Origin of the sequence: Bacillus benzoevorans (assembly GCF_014207535.1) — a bacterium.
Taxonomy (GTDB): Bacteria; Bacillota; Bacilli; order Bacillales; family Cytobacillaceae; genus Bacillus_BD; species Bacillus_BD benzoevorans.
Genome location: NZ_JACHGK010000005.1, coordinates 103,858 through 126,887, shown reverse-complemented (window position 1 = coordinate 126,887; position 23,030 = coordinate 103,858). Strand labels below are relative to the sequence as shown.

General features: G+C 38.7%; 24 protein-coding genes. 6 read left to right on the top strand and 18 right to left on the bottom strand.

Features of this window, described 5'->3' with window-relative positions:
- Window positions 1-135 precede the first annotated feature (135 nt).
- The 9 genes from HNR53_RS09300 to HNR53_RS09265 all read right to left on the bottom strand — a co-directional run bounded on the left by HNR53_RS09300 (window position 136) and on the right by HNR53_RS09265 (window position 6,904).
- On the bottom strand, window positions 136-921 hold the full coding sequence (locus tag HNR53_RS09300; RefSeq protein WP_184525187.1) for a sulfite exporter TauE/SafE family protein: 786 nt from the start codon (window positions 919-921) through the stop codon (window positions 136-138).
- A 75-nt stretch (window positions 922-996) separates the two neighbouring features.
- The gene (locus HNR53_RS09295) at window positions 997-1,224 is read right to left on the bottom strand and encodes a sulfurtransferase TusA family protein (protein WP_184525185.1); all 228 of its coding nucleotides are present in this window, start codon (window positions 1,222-1,224) and stop codon (window positions 997-999) included.
- Between the two features lie 36 nt (window positions 1,225-1,260).
- Entirely contained in the window at window positions 1,261-2,394 is a 1,134-nt protein-coding gene (locus HNR53_RS09290) for an MBL fold metallo-hydrolase (RefSeq protein ID WP_184525183.1), read from the bottom strand.
- 48 nt (window positions 2,395-2,442) lie between these two features.
- Window positions 2,443-2,568 carry a hypothetical protein gene (locus HNR53_RS23400; protein WP_281391777.1) on the bottom strand — a complete coding sequence of 42 codons (126 nt, stop codon included), beginning with the start codon at window positions 2,566-2,568 and terminating at the stop codon, window positions 2,443-2,445.
- A gap of 25 nt (window positions 2,569-2,593) precedes the next feature.
- Window positions 2,594-2,989 (bottom strand): DsrE/DsrF/DrsH-like family protein, encoded by a 396-nt coding sequence (locus HNR53_RS09285; RefSeq protein ID WP_184525181.1) that lies wholly within the window; start codon window positions 2,987-2,989, stop codon window positions 2,594-2,596.
- 158 nt (window positions 2,990-3,147) lie between these two features.
- Window positions 3,148-3,720, bottom strand: a complete 573-nt coding sequence (locus HNR53_RS09280) for a sulfurtransferase TusA family protein (protein WP_184525179.1) — start codon at window positions 3,718-3,720, stop codon at window positions 3,148-3,150.
- 335 nt (window positions 3,721-4,055) lie between these two features.
- Complete coding sequence (locus HNR53_RS09275) at window positions 4,056-5,006, bottom strand: L-lactate dehydrogenase (RefSeq protein WP_184525410.1); 951 nt, start codon at window positions 5,004-5,006, stop codon at window positions 4,056-4,058.
- A gap of 107 nt (window positions 5,007-5,113) precedes the next feature.
- Window positions 5,114-5,932: a PGN_0703 family putative restriction endonuclease gene (locus tag HNR53_RS09270; protein WP_184525177.1), complete on the bottom strand. Its 819-nt coding sequence runs from the start codon at window positions 5,930-5,932 to the stop codon at window positions 5,114-5,116.
- A 204-nt stretch (window positions 5,933-6,136) separates the two neighbouring features.
- Entirely contained in the window at window positions 6,137-6,904 is a 768-nt protein-coding gene (locus HNR53_RS09265; protein WP_184525175.1) for a GNAT family N-acetyltransferase, read from the bottom strand.
- Window positions 6,905-7,230: 326 nt separating this feature from the next.
- Here HNR53_RS09265 and HNR53_RS23395 point away from each other — a divergent pair, with 326 nt between their 5' ends.
- Entirely contained in the window at window positions 7,231-8,442 is a 1,212-nt protein-coding gene (locus HNR53_RS23395; RefSeq protein WP_184525173.1) for a polysaccharide deacetylase family protein, read from the top strand.
- Between the two features lie 105 nt (window positions 8,443-8,547).
- Here the strand turns inward: HNR53_RS23395 and HNR53_RS09255 are convergent, their stop codons facing one another.
- On the bottom strand, window positions 8,548-10,497 hold the full coding sequence (locus HNR53_RS09255) for an oxidoreductase (protein ID WP_184525171.1): 1,950 nt from the start codon (window positions 10,495-10,497) through the stop codon (window positions 8,548-8,550).
- 356 nt (window positions 10,498-10,853) lie between these two features.
- Here HNR53_RS09255 and HNR53_RS09250 point away from each other — a divergent pair, with 356 nt between their 5' ends.
- Together HNR53_RS09250 and HNR53_RS09245 are read left to right on the top strand one after the other, a co-directional pair.
- Window positions 10,854-11,747: a glycosyl hydrolase family 18 protein gene (locus HNR53_RS09250; RefSeq protein ID WP_184525169.1), complete on the top strand. Its 894-nt coding sequence runs from the start codon at window positions 10,854-10,856 to the stop codon at window positions 11,745-11,747.
- 96 nt (window positions 11,748-11,843) lie between these two features.
- The gene (locus tag HNR53_RS09245; RefSeq protein ID WP_184525167.1) at window positions 11,844-12,140 is read left to right on the top strand and encodes a hypothetical protein; all 297 of its coding nucleotides are present in this window, start codon (window positions 11,844-11,846) and stop codon (window positions 12,138-12,140) included.
- A 413-nt stretch (window positions 12,141-12,553) separates the two neighbouring features.
- On the opposite strand, the gene HNR53_RS09240 is transcribed toward HNR53_RS09245, so the two are convergent.
- Window positions 12,554-13,378, bottom strand: coding sequence for a transporter substrate-binding domain-containing protein (locus HNR53_RS09240; RefSeq protein ID WP_184525165.1), 825 nt, complete (start codon window positions 13,376-13,378; stop codon window positions 12,554-12,556).
- A gap of 317 nt (window positions 13,379-13,695) precedes the next feature.
- Here HNR53_RS09240 and HNR53_RS09235 point away from each other — a divergent pair, with 317 nt between their 5' ends.
- A complete protein-coding gene (locus tag HNR53_RS09235; protein ID WP_343065312.1) occupies window positions 13,696-14,448 on the top strand; it encodes an alpha/beta fold hydrolase in 753 nt (250 codons plus the stop codon).
- Window positions 14,449-14,492: 44 nt separating this feature from the next.
- Here the strand turns inward: HNR53_RS09235 and HNR53_RS09230 are convergent, their stop codons facing one another.
- A complete protein-coding gene (locus HNR53_RS09230; protein WP_184525159.1) occupies window positions 14,493-14,690 on the bottom strand; it encodes a YwbE family protein in 198 nt (65 codons plus the stop codon).
- Window positions 14,691-14,944: 254 nt separating this feature from the next.
- Between HNR53_RS09230 and HNR53_RS09225 the strand changes: the two genes are divergently transcribed.
- A complete protein-coding gene (locus tag HNR53_RS09225; protein WP_184525408.1) occupies window positions 14,945-15,367 on the top strand; it encodes an OsmC family protein in 423 nt (140 codons plus the stop codon).
- A 119-nt stretch (window positions 15,368-15,486) separates the two neighbouring features.
- Here the strand turns inward: HNR53_RS09225 and HNR53_RS09220 are convergent, their stop codons facing one another.
- The 6 genes from HNR53_RS09220 to HNR53_RS09195 all read right to left on the bottom strand — a co-directional run bounded on the left by HNR53_RS09220 (window position 15,487) and on the right by HNR53_RS09195 (window position 21,817).
- Window positions 15,487-16,128 carry an alpha/beta hydrolase gene (locus HNR53_RS09220; protein ID WP_184525157.1) on the bottom strand — a complete coding sequence of 214 codons (642 nt, stop codon included), beginning with the start codon at window positions 16,126-16,128 and terminating at the stop codon, window positions 15,487-15,489.
- Window positions 16,129-16,372: 244 nt separating this feature from the next.
- A complete protein-coding gene (locus HNR53_RS09215; RefSeq protein WP_184525155.1) occupies window positions 16,373-17,731 on the bottom strand; it encodes an MFS transporter in 1,359 nt (452 codons plus the stop codon).
- A gap of 462 nt (window positions 17,732-18,193) precedes the next feature.
- On the bottom strand, window positions 18,194-18,955 hold the full coding sequence (locus tag HNR53_RS09210; protein ID WP_184525152.1) for an IclR family transcriptional regulator: 762 nt from the start codon (window positions 18,953-18,955) through the stop codon (window positions 18,194-18,196).
- Window positions 18,956-19,175: 220 nt separating this feature from the next.
- Window positions 19,176-19,418: a hypothetical protein gene (locus HNR53_RS09205; RefSeq protein WP_184525150.1), complete on the bottom strand. Its 243-nt coding sequence runs from the start codon at window positions 19,416-19,418 to the stop codon at window positions 19,176-19,178.
- 161 nt (window positions 19,419-19,579) lie between these two features.
- Window positions 19,580-20,746, bottom strand: coding sequence for a tryptophan synthase subunit beta (gene trpB, locus HNR53_RS09200; protein WP_184525148.1), 1,167 nt, complete (start codon window positions 20,744-20,746; stop codon window positions 19,580-19,582).
- Between the two features lie 135 nt (window positions 20,747-20,881).
- Entirely contained in the window at window positions 20,882-21,817 is a 936-nt protein-coding gene (locus HNR53_RS09195; protein ID WP_221452278.1) for a DMT family transporter, read from the bottom strand.
- A gap of 323 nt (window positions 21,818-22,140) precedes the next feature.
- Between HNR53_RS09195 and HNR53_RS23390 the strand changes: the two genes are divergently transcribed.
- Window positions 22,141-22,977, top strand: coding sequence for a methyl-accepting chemotaxis protein (locus tag HNR53_RS23390; RefSeq protein WP_184525144.1), 837 nt, complete (start codon window positions 22,141-22,143; stop codon window positions 22,975-22,977).
- Window positions 22,978-23,030 lie beyond the last annotated feature (53 nt).

The window sequence follows — 23,030 nt, the reverse complement described above, 5'->3', positions numbered from 1 at the left end:
TATCCCCTGTTGTTTTTTTACAACCTTTACGAAATGATGACCTGTTTTGTTGCAATATATCATATTTAACAGATTTTATTGCGGTGTTCATACCGGGATCAAATTTATTCGCTACGGCTTTTTCCATTAAACCATTTAGATAATATGGTAGATATCAATCCATATTTTGACCGCCGTTGCGGAAATTAATAAGGCAAGGATAACCTGAAGCACTTTTGTGTTTATTTTCTTTCCGGCATTTGCTCCTAATGGAGAAGCGATTAAACTAGCAATAATCATAATGAATGCAGGCCAATAATCTACTTGACCAGTCGTCACCTTTCCAACGGTAGAACCGATCGATGAAATAAAAGTGATGGCTAATGAGGAAGCAATCGTCATCCTCGTTGGAATCTTCAGGACAACCAGCATAATTGGCACTAATAAAAAGGCACCAGCCGCACCGACAATTCCTGCACCGACACCCACGATTAATGATAAACAAGCAGCAAGCCATTTGTTAAATTTCACCTGATCCATTGGCAGATCATCCAAACCTTTTCTCGGGATAAACATCATCACTGCTGCGATAACGGCCAAAATACCGTAGACAACATTGATGCTTCCCTCAGACATCAGCTTTGATCCATAACCGCCGACAAAGCTTCCAATTAATATGCTAATTCCCATGTAGGAGATCAATTGCTTATTTAAATATCCATCCTTTCGGTATGCCCAAACACCGCCAATGGTTGCAAATAGCACCTGTACCGCGCTGATTCCCGAAACCTCATGTGCCGTAAACGTCGCTACCCCTAGAAAAGAAGGGATATAAAGCAGCATCGGATATTTAATAATGGAACCGCCAATCCCGACCATTCCCGATATATAAGAACCAATAAATCCGATTAAGAAAATAGTTATAATATATGCAAAGTCCATTGTGTTTCCCCCCTAGCATTTAGTGAGGGAGTCTTATCAAGAGCCCGACTCTTGCGTAAGACTCTATTCACTGTATCAGCCTTTCTTCACCCAAAATTTATAAACACCATTTTCTTCATCCTGTTTTACTAATTCATGCCCGCTGGACTTTGACCAAGCAGCAAGATCATTTTTTGCCCCTTTATCTGTCGCATGAATTTCCAGCACCTGCCCTGATTCAAGTTGATCGATTGTTTTCTTTGTTTTTACGATCGGCATTGGGCAGGCTAACCCTTTAGCGTCTAGTATTTTATCTGCATTCATCTTTACTTCCTCCTCAGCATTCGTTGTTCTCATCTATCATTCAGTATGGTGCACAGCACAACGGTTTGGACCGATCTCCAATTCTTGCTGCCTTTCATTGTCGGCATCTTGAATCCCCTTATTAATCGCGACAATGTCTTCAAAATTTGGCGGTTTAATAGAGCTTGCCGATTTTTCTACATCATTAAGAAAATCCTCACGAGTGGCATTGAACATTTTCTCATTGCGCTTGCGGATATTTCCTAATGTGTCGCCGATAAAGCCTGCTTTGTTTATTTCTAGATCAAAGTCCGCATAATGGGATGGCAAAACGATAACATCATCAGCAATTTCAGAAACTTTATTGTAGACTGTGTCATATAAATCATTTGCCCATTCACGTACTTTATTGCCTAAGTCCGGTCGGCCAAGTCCGCTGATGAAGATCGTGTCGCCTGAGAAAAGAAGCTTTTGATTGACAAAGAAGGATACACTGCCAGGTGTATGGCCAGGTGTCTTCACGGCTAATACTTCTAATTCCACATTTTTGAACGTAATTCTGTCGTGATCCTCGAAAGGCAAGAAATCAAACACGGCGCCTTCACTCTTCATTAAATAATAGCCTGCACCTGTTACATCAGCGAGCTCTTTAGCGCCGGATATGTGATCGGCATGTAAATGAGAATCAACAATATGGGTAATTTTCGCGCCGCTTTCTTTTGCCGCTTCCATGTATTCGTTTGTAAATCTGGCCGGGTCAACAATTAGAGCTTCATCACCGGAAACAATCATGTAAGATAAACAGCCTTTCCCGACACGTACAAACTGATAAACTTGAATGTCGACATCTTCATATACTTTTGCTTTATATAATTGTTCACTCCAGGATTTCATCCCGCCTTTTAGGTAGGCTGTGTCAATCCCTTCTTCATCAAGCATATCCGCCACCATTTTTGATGAACCCTCTTTGGCACAAACCACGAGGATTTCTTTATCAACCGGTAGTTTATCTTTTACTTCTTCTATACCATCCAATAATTCAAAATAAGGGATATTTAAATAGACAAAGTTCTCTCCTTCAATTTTCCAATCATGAAAATCACTTTCATTTCGAACATCAAAGATAAATAAGTTTTCTTTTCCCAATACCTTTTCAACAACTTCAGATGCAGTCATTTCTTTTACCGCCATCCATCTTACCCCCTATGGTATATTTTTAGCTAAAAAAATTTCAATTTATCATTGTAATGAGTCGTTTAACGCAAACGCAAGTCCCGGTGCACCATTTTGATTGGTTTTACTTTGGTTGAGAAACAAACTAAACTCCAGTGCACCAAGAGCTTTTGTTTGAATGGTGTTACCCACAATCATCTCTTGATTCAGTGCTTCTTTAAAATGTAAGAGTGGCAGCAGCATTTGTGGCAAATTCTAAAAATGTTACAGCTCCGCCTACTTCAATGCCGTCAACGAAATCAGCTTCGGTTAAACCCATTACATCCATGGTCATTTGACAGCCGATGAATTTAACGCCTAAATCCTGTGCCATTTCCACTAATTCAGGAATCGATGGAACATTTGCCTTCGCAAACCCTTCGCCATATTGTTCTTTTCCCTCAGGCATTGGCAGATGTTTGTTTGCTTCCTTATGAATTAAATTTAAACCTTCAAATGTGAAGAAAACTGCCACTTCCTGTTCTGTTGCTGCTGCTGCCGTTGCGATATTAAACACCTTATATGCATCAAATAAACCGCCATTGCTTGCGATAATTGCTACTTTTTTACTCATGATTGATTTCCTCCTAATTATTAAAAATGTTTATCATCAAAGGCTTAAAAAGCCGCAAAACTAAAATTTTCATACGTACAAAATTCATTCTAACTCATGAGTGAAGCAAAGCTTCACATACTATCTAAGCTACGCCGTCTAGTAATTTAGTGAAATCTTTATTTTTGTATACCTGTTGTTTCGCCAGACCATTGACTCATACCAGGGACAACATTATAAGTATTTATAAATCCGCTTTCAGCCAGCTTTTGCGCTGCAAGATCACTGCGGCTGCCAGTACGGCAAATGACATAAATTTCATCGCACTTATTTAACTCCTGCAAACGATCTTCCAAATCACCTAAAGGAATCGAAACAGCCTTCGGAATATGGTTGAATAAATATTCTGCAGCCTCTCTTACATCTAACACGACAATGGGTTCATCGGTGTTTAATTTCGTTTCCAATTCTTCATTGGTTGTAATTTTCGGATGTTTTTTTTCAACTGGTTCATTGTTTGTAGAAGATTTTCTTAAATAGTGCTTTAATACACCTTCCTCTTCAATCGTTCCCAAGTATTGATGACCTGTGCTTTCTGCCCAAGCTTTCATATCTGCCTTTGAGCCTTTATCCGTCGCTTGAACCTCTAATACATGACCAGCCTCTAAAACAGTCATAGCCTTTTTTGTTTTGACAATTGGCATCGGGCAGGCCAACCCTTTTGCGTCTAAGACATCATTTGCTTTAATCATGGAGACCTCCTTCTATTATACCATATAGGGTATTTTTGAAGCTAAACATAGTTCTTTACGTTAAAAATATTACATGTAGCAACTTCGGTGCTTTCTTTTAGAAATCTATTTATCGCACCAATTACCATTACCACTATGGGTATATATTAAAATACAAATGAATGATTGTCAATCGAATGATTACAAAAATATGTATTCAAGCAGGAATCTTGAGAGACGAATTATTCCCCTTCTCATCGGATCAAAAAATGCCTGATAGAGAATAGGCTCTAATCAGACGAGAAAAAAGCATGAAATTCTTTACTTTATGAAAAATGAATTTTTCGTCCCTGCTATTATATTTTTAGTTTCTGATTATATTTCCTGATAATTGCAACTGATTTTCTCAGTTCCGCCATTTCTTCCTTTAGCAAATGATATTCCACCAGTTCCTTGATTCCCTGACTGTAGAGAACGGCGGGTACACCGGCATAGACATCCTTTTCACCGTATTCCCCATTCAGCATGGCAGACACCGGGATCACTTTATTTTCGTTATGGAGGATAGCTTTGATAATTTGCACGGTTGTCGCGGCAATCCCGAAAGTAGTGGCCCCTTTTGCCAGCATAATTCGGTCGGCTACCTTTTTAATATTATCCGCAAAATGATCAAGATTGAATTTTTCAAACAGCTTTTTATTATCATGGATAATATCCAAAAACCTCTTGCCTCCAACCGAAATCTGGCTCCAAGGAATAAGCTGGGATTCGCCATGTTCCCCCATGCAAATCGCATGTACACTTTGCTGATCAACTCCCATAATATCAGCTATCGTATATTTCAGCCGCGCCGAATCTAGGGCAGTACCTGTACCAATTACCCTGCTCGGCGGCATGCCTGAAAGCTTTTGAATATAGTAGCTGATACAATCCACCGGGTTGGTGATGACAATAAAAATCCCGGAAAAGCCGCTTTTAATAATCACTGGAACCATGTCCTCCATGATTGCAGCCGACTTTTCCAGTGCATCGAGTCGTGTTTGCCCTTTAATATAGGGCGGTGCAGCAGCCATAACCACAATATCGGCATCGCCGCAGTCTCCAAACACTCCATCTTTGATGAGCATCTTTTGCCCGCTGTAGCCAAGGGAATGCTGCAGATCGACTGCTTCTGCCCAAGCTTTCTCCTTCGTGCGGTTTACCAGTATCAATTCATCACAAACATGGTTTCTCACAAGGTCAAAGGCCACTGTAGAACCAACAGCCCCTGTCCCTACGACAACTACCTTACTTCTGCCAATCGCCATAGCCAATCCGGTCCTTTCTGATTTAGATTCCTTAAGAAAGCCCCGACATTCCCTTTTAAAAGAATATTTATAATCATTAACCTTTTCTCAGTAAAAACAGCACATCCCTATATCAAATATTTATCTTCAAACTGGCTGTAATGATGAAGCATACGCAGCGGTGCATTATCTGCTAAAAGCAAAGGGTTGAGTTTCAAGACAAGGGATTCCCATGTCAGCAGACGTACTTTTGACCGAAGCTCAGGGACAAGACAATCGTTTAGGACATCGTTGTATTCTTGAATAATCTTATGATTATCCTGAGGACAAATGGTGATAAACAAATGATTTTTTGCGGCATCTATATAAGAGATGTGCCGCAGAAGCTGATAATGCCGGATTAATTCATCATATTCGTTCAATTCGGAACTTATTTTTCCATGAAGGCGATTTTTATAAATTTCTTCGTATTTCCTGCGATATTTTCCAATTGATTTCGCTTTGCCAAATTCCTGTTCTGAGTATTTTATTTCAAAGAAAATCTGACGGCCGGATTGGAGTTTAAGATAGAAATCAAAGCTGGTTCCTTCTTTTGGACATAGAACCTTTTCAAATGTCCAATCTTCTATGGTTTCATTTTCAATTTGCAGAATCTCTAGCAGCATATCATTCTTTTGTTCAGCGATAATGGGATAAAAAAAGTTTAAGCAGACGGCCTGTGAGGAATTTAAATGATGAAAATCTTGATGAAGATGGATGTCATTAGCTTCAATGTAGCGGATTAAGTCATTTCTATAGTTCTCTAATAAATTAAAGCCCCATAGTTCTGGCGGCAGGATATGCGGATAGGGTCTGTCATTCCGCTTCCATATTCCGTTTTCGTACACACCCAGTTCTTCCTTTTTGTAATCTGACAAGTGATTTTTGACAGCTTCGCTATATTTCATGCTGCTCCCTCCCGTTTCGGTATTCTTTTTAACACACGGTATTTTTCCTGCAAAAAGGTTATTTTTACAGCACAGTATTCGACAATGCAGATCCCTTTTCCTTCTTGTTTCGTTGAGGAACTTTTTTAAGAACGGAAGTTGGAGGTTTGATGTACAGCAAAAGACCCTGCGAAAGTCTCCGCGGGGTCTTTTGCTACTGTTTTCCTAGAACTCCTTTTCACAACAAATCTTCAGCACTTCATAGCGGTATCCAAGAAATTGATAATGCTGTTTCTGATACATTTTCTTGGCGGTGTCATATCCATCTGCTGCAAGAATAATTATTTTTTCAGCAAAGTGATTCATGACATATTGCTGCAGTCTGCTACCAATTCCTTTGCCGCGCAAAGACTCAAGTACGATCAAATTGTCTAATTCAACAATTTCTTCTGAAATGATCACAACGACAGAACCGGCCGGCATTCCCTGATAATAGGCAAGCAGCTGCATCATTCTACCGTCTTGGAAACTTCTCCTATAATGCCCCTGCTTTTCTTCAGCGAATCCTGTCCCGTACTTGACATCCTGTTCATATTCGAAGTCTAAGTAGGTTTGCAGCTGTTCCTCCGTAACAGGCTGGATGTTGATTTCCGGCACTTCATCTGCTTTCGGGAATTGCTCCGGGTGAATTCCATAAAGCTCCATTAAGCAATTGCCATACCCGCTGCTGCTTAGATAGACGATTATTTCTTGAGACAATGGTTCATTATCCGGAAAACAGAACTTTAGATGGTTTTGTTGATGCCTGAAATGAAAGTCTTGTAAATATTCTTCTGCCAAGATAAATTCAGGTACGGTAGGCATTGTTTTAAACTGGATATCATTGTAATCATATAGCAGATTCGTTTCGGGGGCATGAAAATGGGTGAAGAATTCATTATCGATCACCACTTTACCCGGACGGTAAAGATTTTGAAAGGTTATCTTTTTCATTGGCTTCTCCTTCTATCCTTCTTGTTATTATAATGCAAGTGGATTATAGCAGGAAAGCAGATTTTATATTGTCCAAAACTATGATTATCCGAATATTGACATAGTTTCAGATACGTTGGTGGTTTTTCATATAGTATAATTATTATAGAGATATTATTCCTCTTGTTATTGCTGAAAGCGTCATTTACGAACTTTTTTCTCAAAAAGCTGTATGGAAATGGTTTCTAGTCTCCCATTTTGATATTTTCTTTCAAACCTTAACCTTTTCTCGATTCGTATTTCCACCGTTATTTCTCGACATTATTTATTACAAGGGGGAAGTGATTATGCCGGCATACTTGATTATTACTGCACTATTATTGTTTCTCATCTTTCTCTTGGCAGGGACTTTTCGAAAAACAAAAAAGAAATGGATATTTTTCTCTCTTTCAGCCCTGAGTCTGCTTGCATGCATTGTTCTTATTTCGGTTACAGATTGGAGCTTGTCAAACTTTGGTTTCGAAGCTGATGAAAAAACCGAGTCAATTGTAACTGAGAAAGAAAAGGTAGCGAAGCAGAAAAAGCCTCCTGTGGAGGAAAAAGAACAGAATGAAGATAAGCCGGCGGGGTCCCCTGCTCCTCCACCAACAGAACCAGTTCTTCCGCAACAGAAAGAAGAACTAACTGCCCCTGAACCTAGCGATCCTTCACCGGCCCCTTCCGCAAAGATCGCGGTTCCTGCAAATGGCAGCGTGAATTATTCGGTGATTAGCGGCGATACATTATGGTCCATAGCGGAGAGGGCAGATGTGACGATATCGGACATTAAACGGTGGAACAACCTGAGATCTGATATCATTTATATAGGACAAGTGTTAAAATTGTATGGCAAAAACAATGAGCCTGCACTTCCTGTGGATCCGGAACCAGCGCCGGAACCACAACGTCCTGTAACAGGTCCAGCGTCCATGATGATTAGCCATGGAAACCTGCAGCAACGGGAAATTGCCTTAACATTTGATGCAGGAAGCGATATTGCCGGAATACAAATTTTAGATATTTTACAAAAACATCATGTAAAAGCAACCTTCTTTTTAACCGGAAAATGGGTAGAAAAATTCCCTGAATATGCAAAAAGAATCGTGAATGAAGGACATGAAATTGGAAACCACTCTTACTCACATCCGGATGCGGTACAAGTCAGCAGCAGTACATTTGTCGAAGATATAAAGAAGGCAGAACAAATTATCAAATCAACAACAGGAGTATCGCCTGCCCCCTATTTCCGCTTTCCTTACGGTTCCTATAATCAATCTGCTTTAAAAGCCGTCAGCAGTGCCGGGTATCAGTACAGCATCCAATGGTCGCTCGACACCATCGACTGGCAGCAGCCCTCTGCAGATGTAATTGTGTCCCGCATTCAAACAGGAGCCAGCAACGGGGACATCATTCTAATGCACATCGGCGGAATCAACACCCCGTCAGCTGTTGACCAGGCTATTCCTCTATTGCAGGAACAAAGCTACCAGCTTGTTACATTGAGCCAGGTGCTGAACTAAAGGTTTATGCAAATAAACGAAAACTATAGATTGTTACGCCGCAAAAAGGCCTGTCCCTATATAAGGGCAGGCTTTTCACTTAAACTATCAAAACCAAACCATACATCATAGAGTTTCGACGCTTTTCAGGGAGCTGACGAGTAGTCCGGTCAGGTAGCCTTCTTCAATGGCTTCAAGAGCTTTTCTGATTTTGATAGCGTCGCCAATTACAGATACGTGATAGGATTTGTCTTTCAATTTAGATGCCAATTCTCTGTCTGATTTAGCACCCATTGCCAAAACAACGGAATCAGCGGGAATGAAGATTTTATCGATTCCGCCACTTTCTACTGATACACCATTATATTTAATCGAATGCACTCTTGAATTAACAAGAACTGTTACATTTTTGTCCGCTAATTCTTCCAATAAATATTTTCTTGGTCCTGGTTCATAATCAATTGCAATTTTTGGCAGCACTTCAACCAACGTTACATTTTTCCCCTGATTAGCTAAATAATTGGCTGTTTCTGCTCCGACTGAACCTCCGCCGATAACAACGACATTTTGATCGGCTTCTTCTTTTCCGCTTAACACATCGAATGAGAAAATAACATTTTGTAAATGTGCTCCAGATATATGCGGAACTTTTGGTTTGGCACCCGTTGCGATAATGACTTCATCTGGTTCTTTTGATTCAATTAAATGAAGTGTTGCTGTTGTATTAAGGTGGACTTCAACCCCAAGCTTGTGCATTTGATTGATTTGCCAATGAATAAAGCTGGCAAATTCCCCTTTTCCTGGGGGAATGCTAGCTAAGTAGAACTGCCCTCCTAAACGGTCACTCTTTTCAAATAGTGAAACCTCATGTCCTGCCTCTGCTGCAGCAATGGCTGCTGTCATGCCGCCCGGTCCTCCGCCGACAACTAAGACTTTCTTCTTTTCTTTTGCTGGTTGTATCGTCAATTCCTTTTCCTTTCCTAATTTTGGATTCACGAGACAGCGAATCGGTTCATCTGCACGCAACCGCTCTAAACAACCCTGTTCACAGCCAATACACATCCTAATTTCAGCAAACTTTGATTCAGCTGTTTTCCGCGGTAAATTAGGATCGGCAAGTGAAGCACGTCCCATGGCAACAAAATCCGCGATTCCTCCCGCAAGCAGCGATTCCGCAATCATCGGATCATTGATTCTAGAAACCGAAATGACCGGGATATTAACCACTTTTTTCATTTCAGCTGCTAAATGGGTTAAGTTTCCATGCGGGACAGCTGAAGGGGGGATAAATTTATCCGTGCTGGCATAACAGCCTGCAGATACGTGTAACACATTAATTCCGGCATTTTCTAAAATAGGAGCCATCGCTCTCGTATCAACGATGGTGTTTCCCCCGGTTACAAATTCATCGGCAGAAATGCGGAAGCCTACCGGAAAATCGGGACCGACTTTGGAGCGTACATTTTCAATAATTTCTAATGGAAACCGCAAACGGTTCGATAAACACCCACCATATTGGTCCGTCCGTTTATTGGAAAAAGAGGACATAAATTCTGCAATTAAAAATCCATGTGACCCGTGAATTTCAACCCCATCATAACCTGCAGTTTTCGCCCTTAGAGCTGAATCACCAAATTTTTCTACAATGTCATGAATTTCCTCTACCGTTAACTCATGGGGCATTTCCATTTTCACCGGACAAGGAATCGGTGATGGGGCAACTGGATCCATATCCATCACTTTTTTGCTTGTTTGTCTGCCCGCGTGAAATATTTGTAAAAAGATTTTTGTCTTATACTTGTGGACATTCTTCGTCAGTGCACGATGGCTATCAATCTGGCTGTCATTCCAAAGTCCCGCCATAAAGGAAAATCCTCTGCCGCGCGGATCAACTGCACATGCTTCTGTAATAATTAGACCCCAGCCGCCTTTAGCCCGGGCTTCGTAGTAGGAAATATATCTTTCAGTTGTTGTACCGTCCGAATTACAATAATTAGTTACCATAGGTGGGACAACGAATCTGTTTGGTATTTCTAATGCTCCAATCTTCATCGGCGTAAATAGATTCTTAATCATTATTTTCCTCTCCTTAGAAAAGTAATCGAATCGTCAAGCCTGGAAAACTAATATGTGAATATATTTACCTTGGATTTTACGTATTTTGTTCCACTGGTTAATTTGATATTTTTACCTCCCCTTCATCCTTTTCCTTTTATAGATTTAATTCATACCGCCTTTTTATATAAAAAACTATCATGTTACTATAATTGTATGGGTTTACAAAAACTGTATCAATCGATAGAAAACTGATTTTTGTAGAGTTACTCAACAAATTCTCTGATCATGTTGATTAGTTCACACATATTTCAATTGAAATACAATTTACTTGTAAACTAAAATTCCGTGATCCGGAAGCAGTTAATTATTCAGATATGACGCACGTCATTTTTTCCTTTGCTCATCCCCTCCCGGATGGCAGTTTCTTACTAAATGGCGATCGCGCTTTAAATAATCTGAAAAAAATGGTTTCACTGGCCCATCAACATGATACAAAAGCGATATTAGCTGTTGGCGGATGGTTTCATATTTGGGGAGGCGAATCGTATCCCTACTTTAAACAAGCAATCATGAATCCCGCCTCCCGTGCGAAACTCATACAGGAACTTTTCAGTATCACGGAGCGTGAGAATTTAGACGGAATTGATATTGATTTTGAACACCCCCGTTCAACTGAGGAAGCACAAAGTCTGGCAACTTTTACAAAAGAATTAAGCGAGAGTCTCCATAGTAAAAATAAAGAGGTATCCATTGCAGTGTATGCGAAGGTTCATAGTTCCTCAGGAACAGAGGTTACAAGTGTTGTCTATGATTCTTCTATGTTTGAACAGGTTGACCATGTTAATATTATGGCTTATGACGGTCAATGGGATGGCGGCTATAACGCTGCTCATTTATCGCCATATTCATATGCGGAAAATATCGTAAACTACTGGAGCGAGTTGTTTAATGCACATCAACTGGACAAGGAAAAACTGGTATTAGGAGTCCCGTTTTATGCACAACCGGAAAAACCGGATCATAAACAAATATCCTATGCTGACATAATTGAAAATAATCCAGCAAACGCTGTGAATGATACCGTTCAAATAAATGGAATTACGTACTATTATAATGGAGAGTCTACTGTTGAAAAGAAAACACAACTCGCTCTCGACCATGGTTTTGGAGGAATGATGCTATGGGAGGCCGGTCATGATGCTTCGGGTGAATACAGTATGACGAGTACCATTGCAGAAGTACTTAACGCACAATATGTTTTAAAATAGAAGATTATTAGGAAATGCTAGCCCTTGATTATCTTTTTCATTCATCTCCATTTGCTTGTATAATTTAATTAGCCAGTTGCAAAAAGGAGAATGAATATGGATCAAAAAGATTTACAGGATAAAATCATTGCGAATTATCAACGCGATGAAAAAATGATGATTTTAGTCTTTGCTCAGTGGTGTATAAATCGTGATCTCAACCCTGAGGAAGTCTACCTTCGGGCTTATCCCGCGCAAAGTAAAAACCCAGCATTAAAAGAAGCAATCGAATTAACAGTTCCGAAAGAAGAAGCTGGTGAAATTCGAAATGAAACTTTGCTTGGAGTTTTATCATTATTTGGAAATGACGATCTTGCTTTTGTCGTCAGTGAAGAAATGCAGAAGCGGAAATAACGAAAAACATGAAGCTTTAAGAGGCAGCCAGGATAAAAGTCAACCGGCTGCCTTTCTTCGTTTATTTTTTCTTTTGTGCTTTAGAATAAAAGCCGCCTTGAACCTCGATAGGGTTCTTAACGGACTTGCCGTTTGGTTTCGTCTTAACATTTTTCAGATTTTTTTGTTCCATTCCTGCAGCCCTCCTTTAGATCCATTCATTTTAGTATCTGTGTTTTTCTTTTATATTAATCATCCGATATGTGAATGGTCTTTTGCAGGGAATAAGTTTCACTGTATGCCGTGGGGTCAATGATAAGGAAATAATGGCGGCAGGCATACATTTCCTTACAAGAATAATAAAGGATGACTCAATGGACCTGCTCCTTTTGCCTGGTTTGGTCCCATTCATTTGAGTCATCCTCAATTCAGAGTTATTCATTTTGCAGTTCTTTTAAATATTCAATATCCGGCTTGGTCCCAAACCATTGCTGATAAATTTCAGTAAAAGAACCGTTGTCGAAAAGATCATCAATAGCTTTGTCCATCTTCTCCTTTAGTCCACTGCCTTTCGGGAACATGAAACCGTAATGTTCTTCTGCAAAGCTTTTATCCGTAATGACCATTAAATCCTTTTCAGGATTTTTTTTCACATATTCCTCGAGAACTGTATTATCTGCGACAACAGCATCAGCTTTCCCGTTTAACAGTGCTTGAATCGCCAGGTTATTATTTTCAAACTTGCGGATATCCTGGTTGTTTTTACCTAAGATGGCTTCAACTGTTTCCTTTGCTGTTGTACCATTCTGGACCGCAACGACTTTTCCTTCTAAATCTTCCCCGCTTTTAATATCACTGTCCTTTAGAACAAGAATCTTATTGGTTGATAAAAAATACGCAACTGAAAAATCATACGTTTGCTTTCGGTCTTCATTAATCGTAATGGCGGATACCGCGAGATCGGCATCTTTATTTTCAATCTCCTCAAAAAGCGGGTCCCAGCTTACATGCTCAATTTTTACATTATAACCTGCTTCTTCTGCAACGGCTCTGACAAAATCAATATCGAAACCTTTAATGCCATCGCCTTCGAGATATTCAAATGGAGTATAGGCTGCATCCGTTACAACGCGAAGAGTTACTTTGTCTTCATCTAACTCTTTTGCTTCACCCGTTGTTGGTTCACTCGGGCCACAAGCTGTAAGAAGGAAAATAGAGCATAACAACACGAATAAACTAAATTTTGAAAATATTTTCACGAAACATAGCCTCCGACCAACATTATATGTACATGTTATTTTTAAAATATTCAATCTATTATAACTATATCAATAAAATCTCCATTTTTCTATTATTAAGCATTGGATTTTATTGGGAATTTGCATGTCATTATGAATGCTTCCCTAAATTATTATTAAAAAATAATGCCAGCTTGCTATTTGCCCTAAATATTTAATAGTGAAAAGGGGTATCAAATTTCGAAAAATTGGTAACCCTTTTTTTATTGCAGAAAAATCATTTTTCATCTGCTGTATTCGATATATTTAAGCTCTGCTTATAGAAAGGAGAACTTACTATTATTCATTTCATCGAACGGGGATCTGGTGAACCGCTTTTATTCATTCACGGTCTGGGAAATACGATAGAATTGTGGAATTCACAGCATCAATTAGCAGAACATTATCGTTTAATAATCCCTGAATTAAGAGGGCATGGGGATTCACCTTTATCAACTGATATTTCCATTCGTGCCTTTGTTACGGATATTCTTGAGGTGTTAGATTTTCTTGAAATTGAAAAGGTTCATGTTTGCGGTTTATCTTTGGGTGGCATTGTCGCACAGGAGTTGTATTTAAGGAGACCTTCCCTTGTTAATTCATTAATCATCTGTAACTCGCTCTCCTATGCACCTTTTTGGTTGAGAGGCATCGTCCTCTATCTCGGGGCCTCGAGTGTGATGAACAGAACAAACGAAGAAAATACAAAACTTTTTGCTGCCAAATGTATTTATAATCAAAAGGATTTAGCGTTAATGAGAAGAGCTGAAGAAACTTTTTTTATTAATAAAATAACGTACATAAGCTCCTCCAAATCTTCTTTATCTAGAAATTATCTTCCCTTCCTGCCATTTTTTAAAATACCTGTTTTAGTGGTTGGAAGCGATCAGGATAAAGTGACTCCCGTTTATTGCGCATATCAAACGCATGTTTTGCTGCCAAACTCCGAGCTATTTATATTAAGAAAATGCGGCCACCTTTCAAACATTGAAAAGAAGGAAGAATTTAATAACAAGGTGCTGTCTTTCCTGCAAAATGTAAGAACTGCATAAGTTTGTGGTATTGAAGTACGAACAGCGGAAAAACTGTTCGTACTTCAATCGTTCAGGATTTCTTTTACACGGCCGACGATTCCGTTCTCGAGCATCACCTTAACTCCGTGAGGATGTGTTGCTGAATTTGTTAATATTTTTGCCACGACACCTCCTGTTAATTTTCCACTGCGCTGATCCTGTTTCTGGACGATCCTTACTTTGATTCCTGGTTTGATGTTACTTCTTTTTGTTCCCGGCATAATGATTCCCCTCTAACATTTATTTTTGCTTTATTTTAACATTATTTCTGTGAAAACAACGAAAAAAACCAATCATTCTTTTCTTTTCTTCACTTTCAGTTTTTTAGCTCTAAAAAGGAGATTTATTCAAGTATTTCACTATTTATATATTGGAAAATGTTTATAATAATAGTTGGTCCCAAACAACAAACACTTGTCAACAATCTTTGTTCGACAAATATAGGGACATCACTGTGTCTAAGGGGTTGATGATGATGGAGTCTACTGTTAAGTGGAATGGACAAATGGCGTTTACGGGGGTTAGTGACTCTGGCCATGAAGTAAGGATGGATGCTTCTGGGGAAGTTGGAGGAGAAAATACTGGATCCAGACCGACAGAATTGCTATTGCATGGGGTGGCAGGATGTACAGGGATTGATATTATTTCGATCTTAAAAAAAATGAAGCTTGAGCCTATTTCTTTCCATATGGAAGTAAAAGGAGACCGCGCGGATGAACATCCGAAACGGTTTACAAACATTCACATTCTTTATGCCCTTGAAGGGGATCTGCCTGAAGATAAGGTTGTTCGTGCGATTCAGCTTTCAAAAGATAAATACTGTTCTGTTGCTCATTCTTTAAATGCGGAAATAACTGCTGGGTATTCAATCAATGGAAGCAAAGAAATATTGATATAATAAAGCTTGAAACAACGTGCTAAAAATAAAAGTTCTGTAGAACTGATTCCCTACAGAACTTTTTATCCCGCCATATTTTTCCTGACCTACTTCTAACGTTTTTATCTCTGTTTTTGCCGCTATTTTAACTGTCGCCGCAGCCAGGCAGCTACATCTTCTGCAGTATTATCCGTAATTTCATGTTCAGCCGGATAGATTGAATATTTCACAGATGCTGCGTGTTCGCGGAAATAGGCAAAACTCTCCTGTCCAACCTTTAATGGAAAAATAGGATCGTTTAATCCCTGACAAATAAAAACAGACAAATGGGCAATGGATTTTAGCGGATAGACCTCAGTGAGAAAATCGGGAATATAGCCGTTCATTGGGACAATACCCTTGACAGAATTACCCAATACTAATGCCAGACTTGTACTGAGAATGGCCCCCTGACTAAATCCAATGAAATATTTTTGCTTCGGGTCAATCGGATAGGTATGGACGGAATATTCGATAAAATCGATGATTTTCGCCATACTTGTAAAAAATAAATCCCGTTCCGGAATGCCATACCCCTTTAAATAATAGTAGGCATATCCTTTTTTAAACGGCAGGTCTCCTCTAATTCCAATTATGATCGCTTCATCCTGCAGATCTTTCAGTAAATTCACCATAAACTGTTCGTTATAACCAATTCCATGTAAAGCATATATGACAGGATATGTCTTTTCCCTATCCATATTTTCTGGTAATAGGATTGTGTATTGAAATGGACAATTCATGTAACGTACCTCCCGGTAAAAACAAACTTATCACTAAATATTCTATATTTCTCGATTATAATTCACAATATATTTTGATTAAATAATATTTCTATCACCGTTTCATGCCATTGTATAAAAAATTTAATAGAACGAAAAAAGAAGCTGTATGAAACAACTTCTTTTGCCATTTTCTTATGCTTTTATCCCTATTTTATTATAACCATGGAACCCGGCTTTATGTCTTCCCCATTCTGAATTTCTTCTATGCATTTTGTTGAAACGTACTCTCTGTCAGTTCGTTCTTTCTCTTTTGTTGATCATCATGTCCTGCTTTTTTATAAACAAGTGATAAAGCAATCGCAGCAATGATACCCGGTATGGCAAAGGCAATGAAATTTAGCTGAATTGGTAAGGCACGGGCTAAAAGAATACCGCCTAAAAGCGGTCCCATCATGCCCCCCATTCTTCCAATTCCGGATGCCATACCAAGTGCAGTTGATCTTGTATGTGGCGGATAATACTGTGAGACATATGCTTGGATAAGGTTTTGTGCTCCAATTGTGGATGCGCCGGCAAGTGCCACTAGGACATAGATAAAGACGATATTACCGCCAAATCCCAAAAGTGTCAGACTTACAGCACCTAAGGTATAAAGAGGAATCAACATCTTTTTAAAGCCATATTTATCGCAAAGACGGCCGATGACCAGTGAACCAATAATTGCTCCTCCTTGTAAAGTTATCAGGAAGATTAAGCTGGAATTAAGCCCGTATCCAGCATTCATCATCAGTTTAGGCAGCCAAGTGTTCAAACCGTATATCATCAGTAAGCATGAGAAAAATGCCGCCCAAAACATAACTGTACTAAGCGCACGGGATTCTTTAAATAATCCGATAACAGGCACCTTTGGCGTTTCTTGTTTTACTTCTTCTATTTCAACCTGTTGATCGAATATTAAATCTGGGTTCACTTTAGAAAGAAGTTCTAACAGCTGTCCCTTTTTTTCCTTTTTAATTAAGTGATTTGCCGATTCAGGCAGCATCTTATGCAATAAAGGAAGTAATAACAAAGGAAGACCAGCGAACCAGAAAATGGATTGCCATCCATATTTTGGCATAGCAAAAATCCCTAATAGAGGCGCCAGCATGCCGCCAATCGAATAACCGCACAAAACGATGGATACAATCATACTTCGAATTTTTACTGGTGCATAGTCAGTTAGTAAAGCAATTACGTTTGGCATAATCCCGCCGAGTCCTAAACCTGCTAAAAATCGATAAGTTGAAAAAATCGTTGGATTATCCGCAAATCCGCATAAGAATGTAAACAGACTAAACAGGAAAAGGGAAAGTATAATCACTTTTTTTCTGCCAATGGCATCTGCCAAAATTCCAAGAAGAATAGCACCAAACATCATTCCAAACAACCCATAACTCCCTAATGCACCTGCTTCAACTGGACCTAAATTCCATTCCTCGATTAATACAGGTACGACAGTACCATAGATGACAATGTCATATCCATCAAAAATAATGATAATGAGACTCCATAGCAGTAAACTTAGATGGAATTTATTAAACTTACTGTTTGTAATGATTGCAGTTGGATTAATCTTGACCAAGTCCATTCATCCCTTCAATATTCAATTTTCTTACAGCAATGGTAATTTCCCGCCTTCTTTGCTGTATTTTCATGATTTTAGAGTCAGCAGTGGAAATATTGCTTTTCATTAATTACTGAAAATTCAGATAATTACAAGCAATTACATTTATCCATCTATGATTACTAACATCATTATCGTTTCCCCTTTCTCGTTGGCCGCCATTTAAAATAGGCGTATTGATCATGATACTTTCCATAATTGGATAACTATATTCTCTATATATAAAATAATTTATTTTCAGATAATTGTCAATATTTTGTCTATATTTTCATTGTAAATATATTGTTTTCTTTCATTCTTACATTTCCTCCTATATAGGAGAATAACCCTTCCCATTTACCGTACGAAAAGTGCAAAAAATAAAGGAGATTAATGAAGTAATACCTCCTTCATTAATCTCCTTTATTACATATTAAGTTCTTATTCTTGATAACCAAATATATGGGAAACTTCCTTTGCTGCTTCTATCAGCTTTTGGCTGGCTGCATGATTTTCATCTTGCTCGAAAAACGGTAAAAAGCCGACAAGGGTAATCGTCCCGAGTAATTCCATATTATAATTAAATATTGGCGATGCTGCTGAGATTACATTTTGCACCAGAGCCTCCTTAGACAAAGAAATACCATTCATGATCAGCTTCTGCTCTTCCTTAGCAAGCATTGTCTTTTCCTCAAGTGTTAATTTATCCAACTCTCTTTTCTTCCAATCCTGTATGATATAGGATGTTGGAAAAGCTGAAAATACCTTTCCTGTTGCTGACAAAATCGGCAGCTGTGTTCCTATTTGCGCCCCGATATTAAACATATGGTTTGTATTCCAGATATTTGCTACGACTGGTCCGTTTGGACTTTCTATAACTAATAGCACTGTTAGTGATGTATCCTGTCCAAGCTCCTGTAAAAATGGTGTTACGGTAGCAATGATATCTTGATGTCCAATCGCACTTCTCCCATACTCAATAATCTTGCTCCCAAGCATATAGGCCCCGCTCCTTTTATCGCGATACAATAGCTGCAAATGAGTGAGAGTATTTAAATACTTATATAAATTACTTTTGGTTATGTGGGTCAGTTCCTGAATCTCAGAAAATTTCAAGGGTTGTTCTTTCGCTGCAATGATATCAACAATGCTCATTCCAACCTGAAGCGACTGTATCATAGTATGATTTTTTTCATTATTCATTATTAATCCTCTCCGTTAACAGTGATCAGCTAACCTTCATCACTTTTCATGTGTTCAGTAAAATATAGAATCTTTTCTTTAGTTTAATATTAATAGGCAATGATTAAACCGTCCACTATATTAATGAAGATTCTCCATTAAAACACTAACAAAAAAAGCAAATCCCACTTTTACGTGAAAGGGATTTGCTTTTTATAAAATCAAGCGATCATTTTTTCTGTTATGCGTAACTGATACCCGCCTTCTTAATATTGTTATAATCATCCGAACCGCAAGGCGTTACAGCATAAGTCATTTCACACTTTGGACAATTCATAATTACCGTTTTTAGGGTAAAGGTTTCGCCGCATTCACAATGAATTTCATGCGCAACTGCAGGTGCAAATTTATCTTTCCCTTTACCCTTTACGTGATCCACTACTTCCCTGCCATCTTTTAATCTGCTTGTACATCCGCAACTCATTCAAAACCCTCCATATCATCTTACATAATATAAACCATAAATATTAATGTAAGAGTAACATAAAGATGGCTCACAAAAGTATAGCAAAAGTCACAAAATACGGTCTTCCCCTGTCTTGTTCAAATATTTTTCATAAATTCCTCCGGAATGAGGAAGAAACATTATTTCTTTAGCATTTCATGCACTTGATCCACATCTTTGTCACCACGACCAGATAAATTGACGATGATCACATCTTCCGAGGACAGTTCTTTTGCCAGCTTAACAGCATGAGCAACAGCATGTGAACTTTCTAAAGCGGGAATAATTCCTTCAACTTTTGATAATAATTGAAACGCCTCAAGGGCCTCTTGTCCGGTTACCGTTACGTATTCACCTCTGCCGCTTGCCTTTAAATAACTGTGTTCAGGTCCGACGCCTGGATAATCTAATCCTGCAGCAATTGAGAATACCGGACTTGGCTCACCGTTTTCATCCAATAAAGTGTAGCTGTTAAATCCATGCAGAACAGCTGGTACTCCTTTCGATAATGTTGGTGCTTCCGCCGGTTCAACGCCAATTAAGCGGACCTCTTTATCATCGAAATAATTAACAAATGAACCAATTGCATTACTGCCTCCGCCTGTACATGCCACAACAGCTGTTGGCAGTTTACCTTCCTTTTCAAGAATCTGCTTTTTCGATTCAGCACTGATAATGGATTGAAAGTGTTTGACAATAGATGGATATGGATGCGGTCCTACTGCCGAACCAATTAAATAGAAGGTTGTCTCATAATTTTCGATTAAATCCATTAAAGCTACATCCACCGCATCTTTCAAACGGCCTTGTCCTTTTTCGACCGGAACAACCTTTGCTCCAAGTAATTCCATCCGGAAAACATTTAACTCCTGCCGTTCCGTATCCACTTTTCCCATATAAATCACACATTCCATCCCAAACATGGCACAGGCTGTGGCAGTTGCTACACCATGTTGTCCTGCTCCTGTTTCAGCAATGATTCTCTTAGCCCCCATTTTTTTAGCTAATAGAATTTGACCAAGAGCGTTGTTGATTTTATGAGAGCCAGTATGGTTTAAATCTTCTCTTTTTAAATAAATTTTTGCTCCGCCTAATTGTTTCGTTAAATTTTCAGCAAATGTAAGCGGATTTTCACGTCCAATATATTCTTTCAGATAATAATTTAATTCGGATTGGAATTCAGGATCATCCTTATATCGCAAAAAGTTTTCCTCAATTCGATCCATTACCACTTGAAGCTGTTCAGGAATATAACTTCCGCCAAATTCTCCAAAATATCCTCTTTTTTCTGCGCCAGTGCTAGCCATTAAACTCTACTCCTCTATACTGCGAAAATTATTAGACTATTATAATAAGTCTTTATATTATTATAACGATTAATGGAATCCAGTTCAATTTCAAATTTCCCGATTCCACTGGAATGGAATGAGTCCCCATAAATCTTACTGTTGTTTTAGCGTGCCCAGACTCCCTTTAGCTCCATGGTAGTTCACAGCTAAAATTCCAACAGCAACTAACGAAAGAGCAAGGATAATATATAGATTAAAACGTTCCCCTGGAATGAACATAGCAGATAGAACAGCGCCAGATACCGGTGTGAGAAATTTATAAATACTAATTTCACCTGCTTTATTGTATTTCAAAATGGAATACCACAGGGCAAACGCGGTTGCTGAGAGTAAGGCAGCATAAAGCAATAGAGCAAAACCAAACGGAGTAAATGTTATCATCTCATCTTGGTATTTTGGCAGACCGATCAATAATAAACAAAAAGCACCAATGGACAACTGCCAGCCCGTTAAAGTAAAGGGGTGAATATCCCGCGCCAATTCCTTGGCCAAAATCGTGGCAACAGCGCTTGTCAAGCCAGACATGATCATATACCCCTCTCCTGTCCATTGAAAGCTAAAACTGAATTGCTGTCCCCAATTCACCAAAATAATTCCGGCAAATCCAGCCGTTAAGCCGATCGCCTTTTTCACATCTATTTGATCATTTTTATAATAGAAATGGGCTAACAACACAGTGAGAAATGTACCGCTTGAGGAAAGAACCGAACCCTGCATGCCGGATACTTTCTCTAAGCCGTTATAGAAAAAAAAGTATTGAACCGCGGTTTGGATAAAACCCAGCAGAATTAAAATCATAAATTGCGATCGCTTTACAAATAAAAGCTTGCGGTTCGAGATAAATATTAAACAGAGGATCATGATTCCCGCAAGGAGAAAGCGAATCCCAGCAAAAACAATCTGGGCAATTGGATCATTTGCCGGCATTTGTAATTCCTGATTACTAATTTTTAGAACGGGAAATGCACTGCCCCATAAAGCGGAACAAAAAATGGCAATCCCAATGACTGACCATTTATTTTGAAACATTTGCTGCACTTTTCTTCATCTCCTCATTTATTTAAACCTTCCTTTTTCCAATCGAAACAAAAAGTATTGTAATAAAATAGTTACGCAGAGCTTATTGTATCATCTATCCTCTTGAAAAAGCAGAAAAAATCTCATCCGCAGCAAATGGATAAGAGAAAAAAAGGACCTATACTTGGGATGAACAAATACTCACTAAAAGCCCGCTCATAAGAAAAGGAAGTGATAGGAATATTGAATTAGTGTATAATGAATTCAGAAGATTATATACGCCTTTTAACCTAAAAAATATACATAAAGCTTTCAATGAAAGGGTGCAATGGTTAATGGAAAAAAGAGTTGTTGGAAAAGATTTGATGGAGGCTTTAATTGCGATTACTCCTTGGATTGCAGAGATGCTCCACTCTGATTTAGGATTTGCAGTGACAGATAAAGATAAATTTATCATTCAAAAAGATGGAAAAACGGTAAAGCTCAATATTTCACCAGGAGATCCAGTAAACCCCAAATCAGCAATGGCAGAGGCGATGAGACTAAACGCTCCAGCTGCGAAAAATATGGATGCCTCACTATATGGAATCCCTGTCAGAATTTATGGATATCCAATCGTGGATGAACACAGAAAAGTAATCGGTTCTGTTGGGATTGCAAAAAATATTGAAACATGGACAGGCTTAAACCAAAGTGCAGAAGAACTCTTGGAATCCAGTAATGACGTCGGCCGCATCATTAATCAGTTTTTGGAAATCGCCTCACAGTTGAATAAAGACAGCGAAATGCTTCAAAATAAAGCAGATTTAATCAATCATAAATTTAAAAAGACCAATCAAATACTCGATTCGATTAAGGCGATATCATCCCAGACACGCTTAATCGGCTTAAATGCAGCCATTGAAGCGGCAAGAATTGGAGAGGTAGGAAGAGGATTTGGAGTCGTTGCCAACGAAATCAGAAAGCTTTCAGGAAACAGTAATGATGCCAGTAAAGAAATAGAAACTACCTTAAACGAATTACAAATTGATTTACAAAAGATAACAGAAGAAGTAAACTCAATCAATAGTACGGTCATTGAACAATTAGAAAAAGCGAAAGAAATCAATTCAAGAATAGCAAAATTTGAAGATATATCAAAACTGCTATTGCAATTGGCTAATAGATTGTAAAGAAATAAGGAAAGGGAATTACCGCACAGGTAATTCCCTTTCCTTATTATTTA

Coding starts and splice junctions, on each gene's coding strand:
- HNR53_RS09265 (WP_184525175.1), bottom strand. CDS start 6,904: ATGAAAAAGATAACCTTTCAAAATCTTTACCGTCCGGGTAAAGTGGTG.
- HNR53_RS09270 (WP_184525177.1), bottom strand. CDS start 5,932: ATGAAATATAGCGAAGCTGTCAAAAATCACTTGTCAGATTACAAAAAG.
- HNR53_RS09230 (WP_184525159.1), bottom strand. CDS start 14,690: ATGCCGGGAACAAAAAGAAGTAACATCAAACCAGGAATCAAAGTAAGG.
- HNR53_RS09295 (WP_184525185.1), bottom strand. CDS start 1,224: ATGAATGCAGATAAAATACTAGACGCTAAAGGGTTAGCCTGCCCAATG.
- HNR53_RS09280 (WP_184525179.1), bottom strand. CDS start 3,720: ATGATTAAAGCAAATGATGTCTTAGACGCAAAAGGGTTGGCCTGCCCG.
- HNR53_RS09220 (WP_184525157.1), bottom strand. CDS start 16,128: ATGAATTGTCCATTTCAATACACAATCCTATTACCAGAAAATATGGAT.
- HNR53_RS09245 (WP_184525167.1), top strand. CDS start 11,844: ATGGATCAAAAAGATTTACAGGATAAAATCATTGCGAATTATCAACGC.
- HNR53_RS09275 (WP_184525410.1), bottom strand. CDS start 5,006: ATGGCGATTGGCAGAAGTAAGGTAGTTGTCGTAGGGACAGGGGCTGTT.
- HNR53_RS09210 (WP_184525152.1), bottom strand. CDS start 18,955: ATGAATAATGAAAAAAATCATACTATGATACAGTCGCTTCAGGTTGGA.
- HNR53_RS09255 (WP_184525171.1), bottom strand. CDS start 10,497: ATGATTAAGAATCTATTTACGCCGATGAAGATTGGAGCATTAGAAATA.
- HNR53_RS09285 (WP_184525181.1), bottom strand. CDS start 2,989: ATGAGTAAAAAAGTAGCAATTATCGCAAGCAATGGCGGTTTATTTGAT.
- HNR53_RS09225 (WP_184525408.1), top strand. CDS start 14,945: ATGGAGTCTACTGTTAAGTGGAATGGACAAATGGCGTTTACGGGGGTT.
- HNR53_RS09250 (WP_184525169.1), top strand. CDS start 10,854: ATGACGCACGTCATTTTTTCCTTTGCTCATCCCCTCCCGGATGGCAGT.
- HNR53_RS09290 (WP_184525183.1), bottom strand. CDS start 2,394: ATGGCGGTAAAAGAAATGACTGCATCTGAAGTTGTTGAAAAGGTATTG.
- HNR53_RS23395 (WP_184525173.1), top strand. CDS start 7,231: ATGCCGGCATACTTGATTATTACTGCACTATTATTGTTTCTCATCTTT.
- HNR53_RS23390 (WP_184525144.1), top strand. CDS start 22,141: ATGGAAAAAAGAGTTGTTGGAAAAGATTTGATGGAGGCTTTAATTGCG.
- HNR53_RS09195 (WP_221452278.1), bottom strand. CDS start 21,817: ATGTTTCAAAATAAATGGTCAGTCATTGGGATTGCCATTTTTTGTTCC.
- trpB (WP_184525148.1), bottom strand. CDS start 20,746: ATGGCTAGCACTGGCGCAGAAAAAAGAGGATATTTTGGAGAATTTGGC.
- HNR53_RS09205 (WP_184525150.1), bottom strand. CDS start 19,418: ATGAGTTGCGGATGTACAAGCAGATTAAAAGATGGCAGGGAAGTAGTG.
- HNR53_RS09300 (WP_184525187.1), bottom strand. CDS start 921: ATGGACTTTGCATATATTATAACTATTTTCTTAATCGGATTTATTGGT.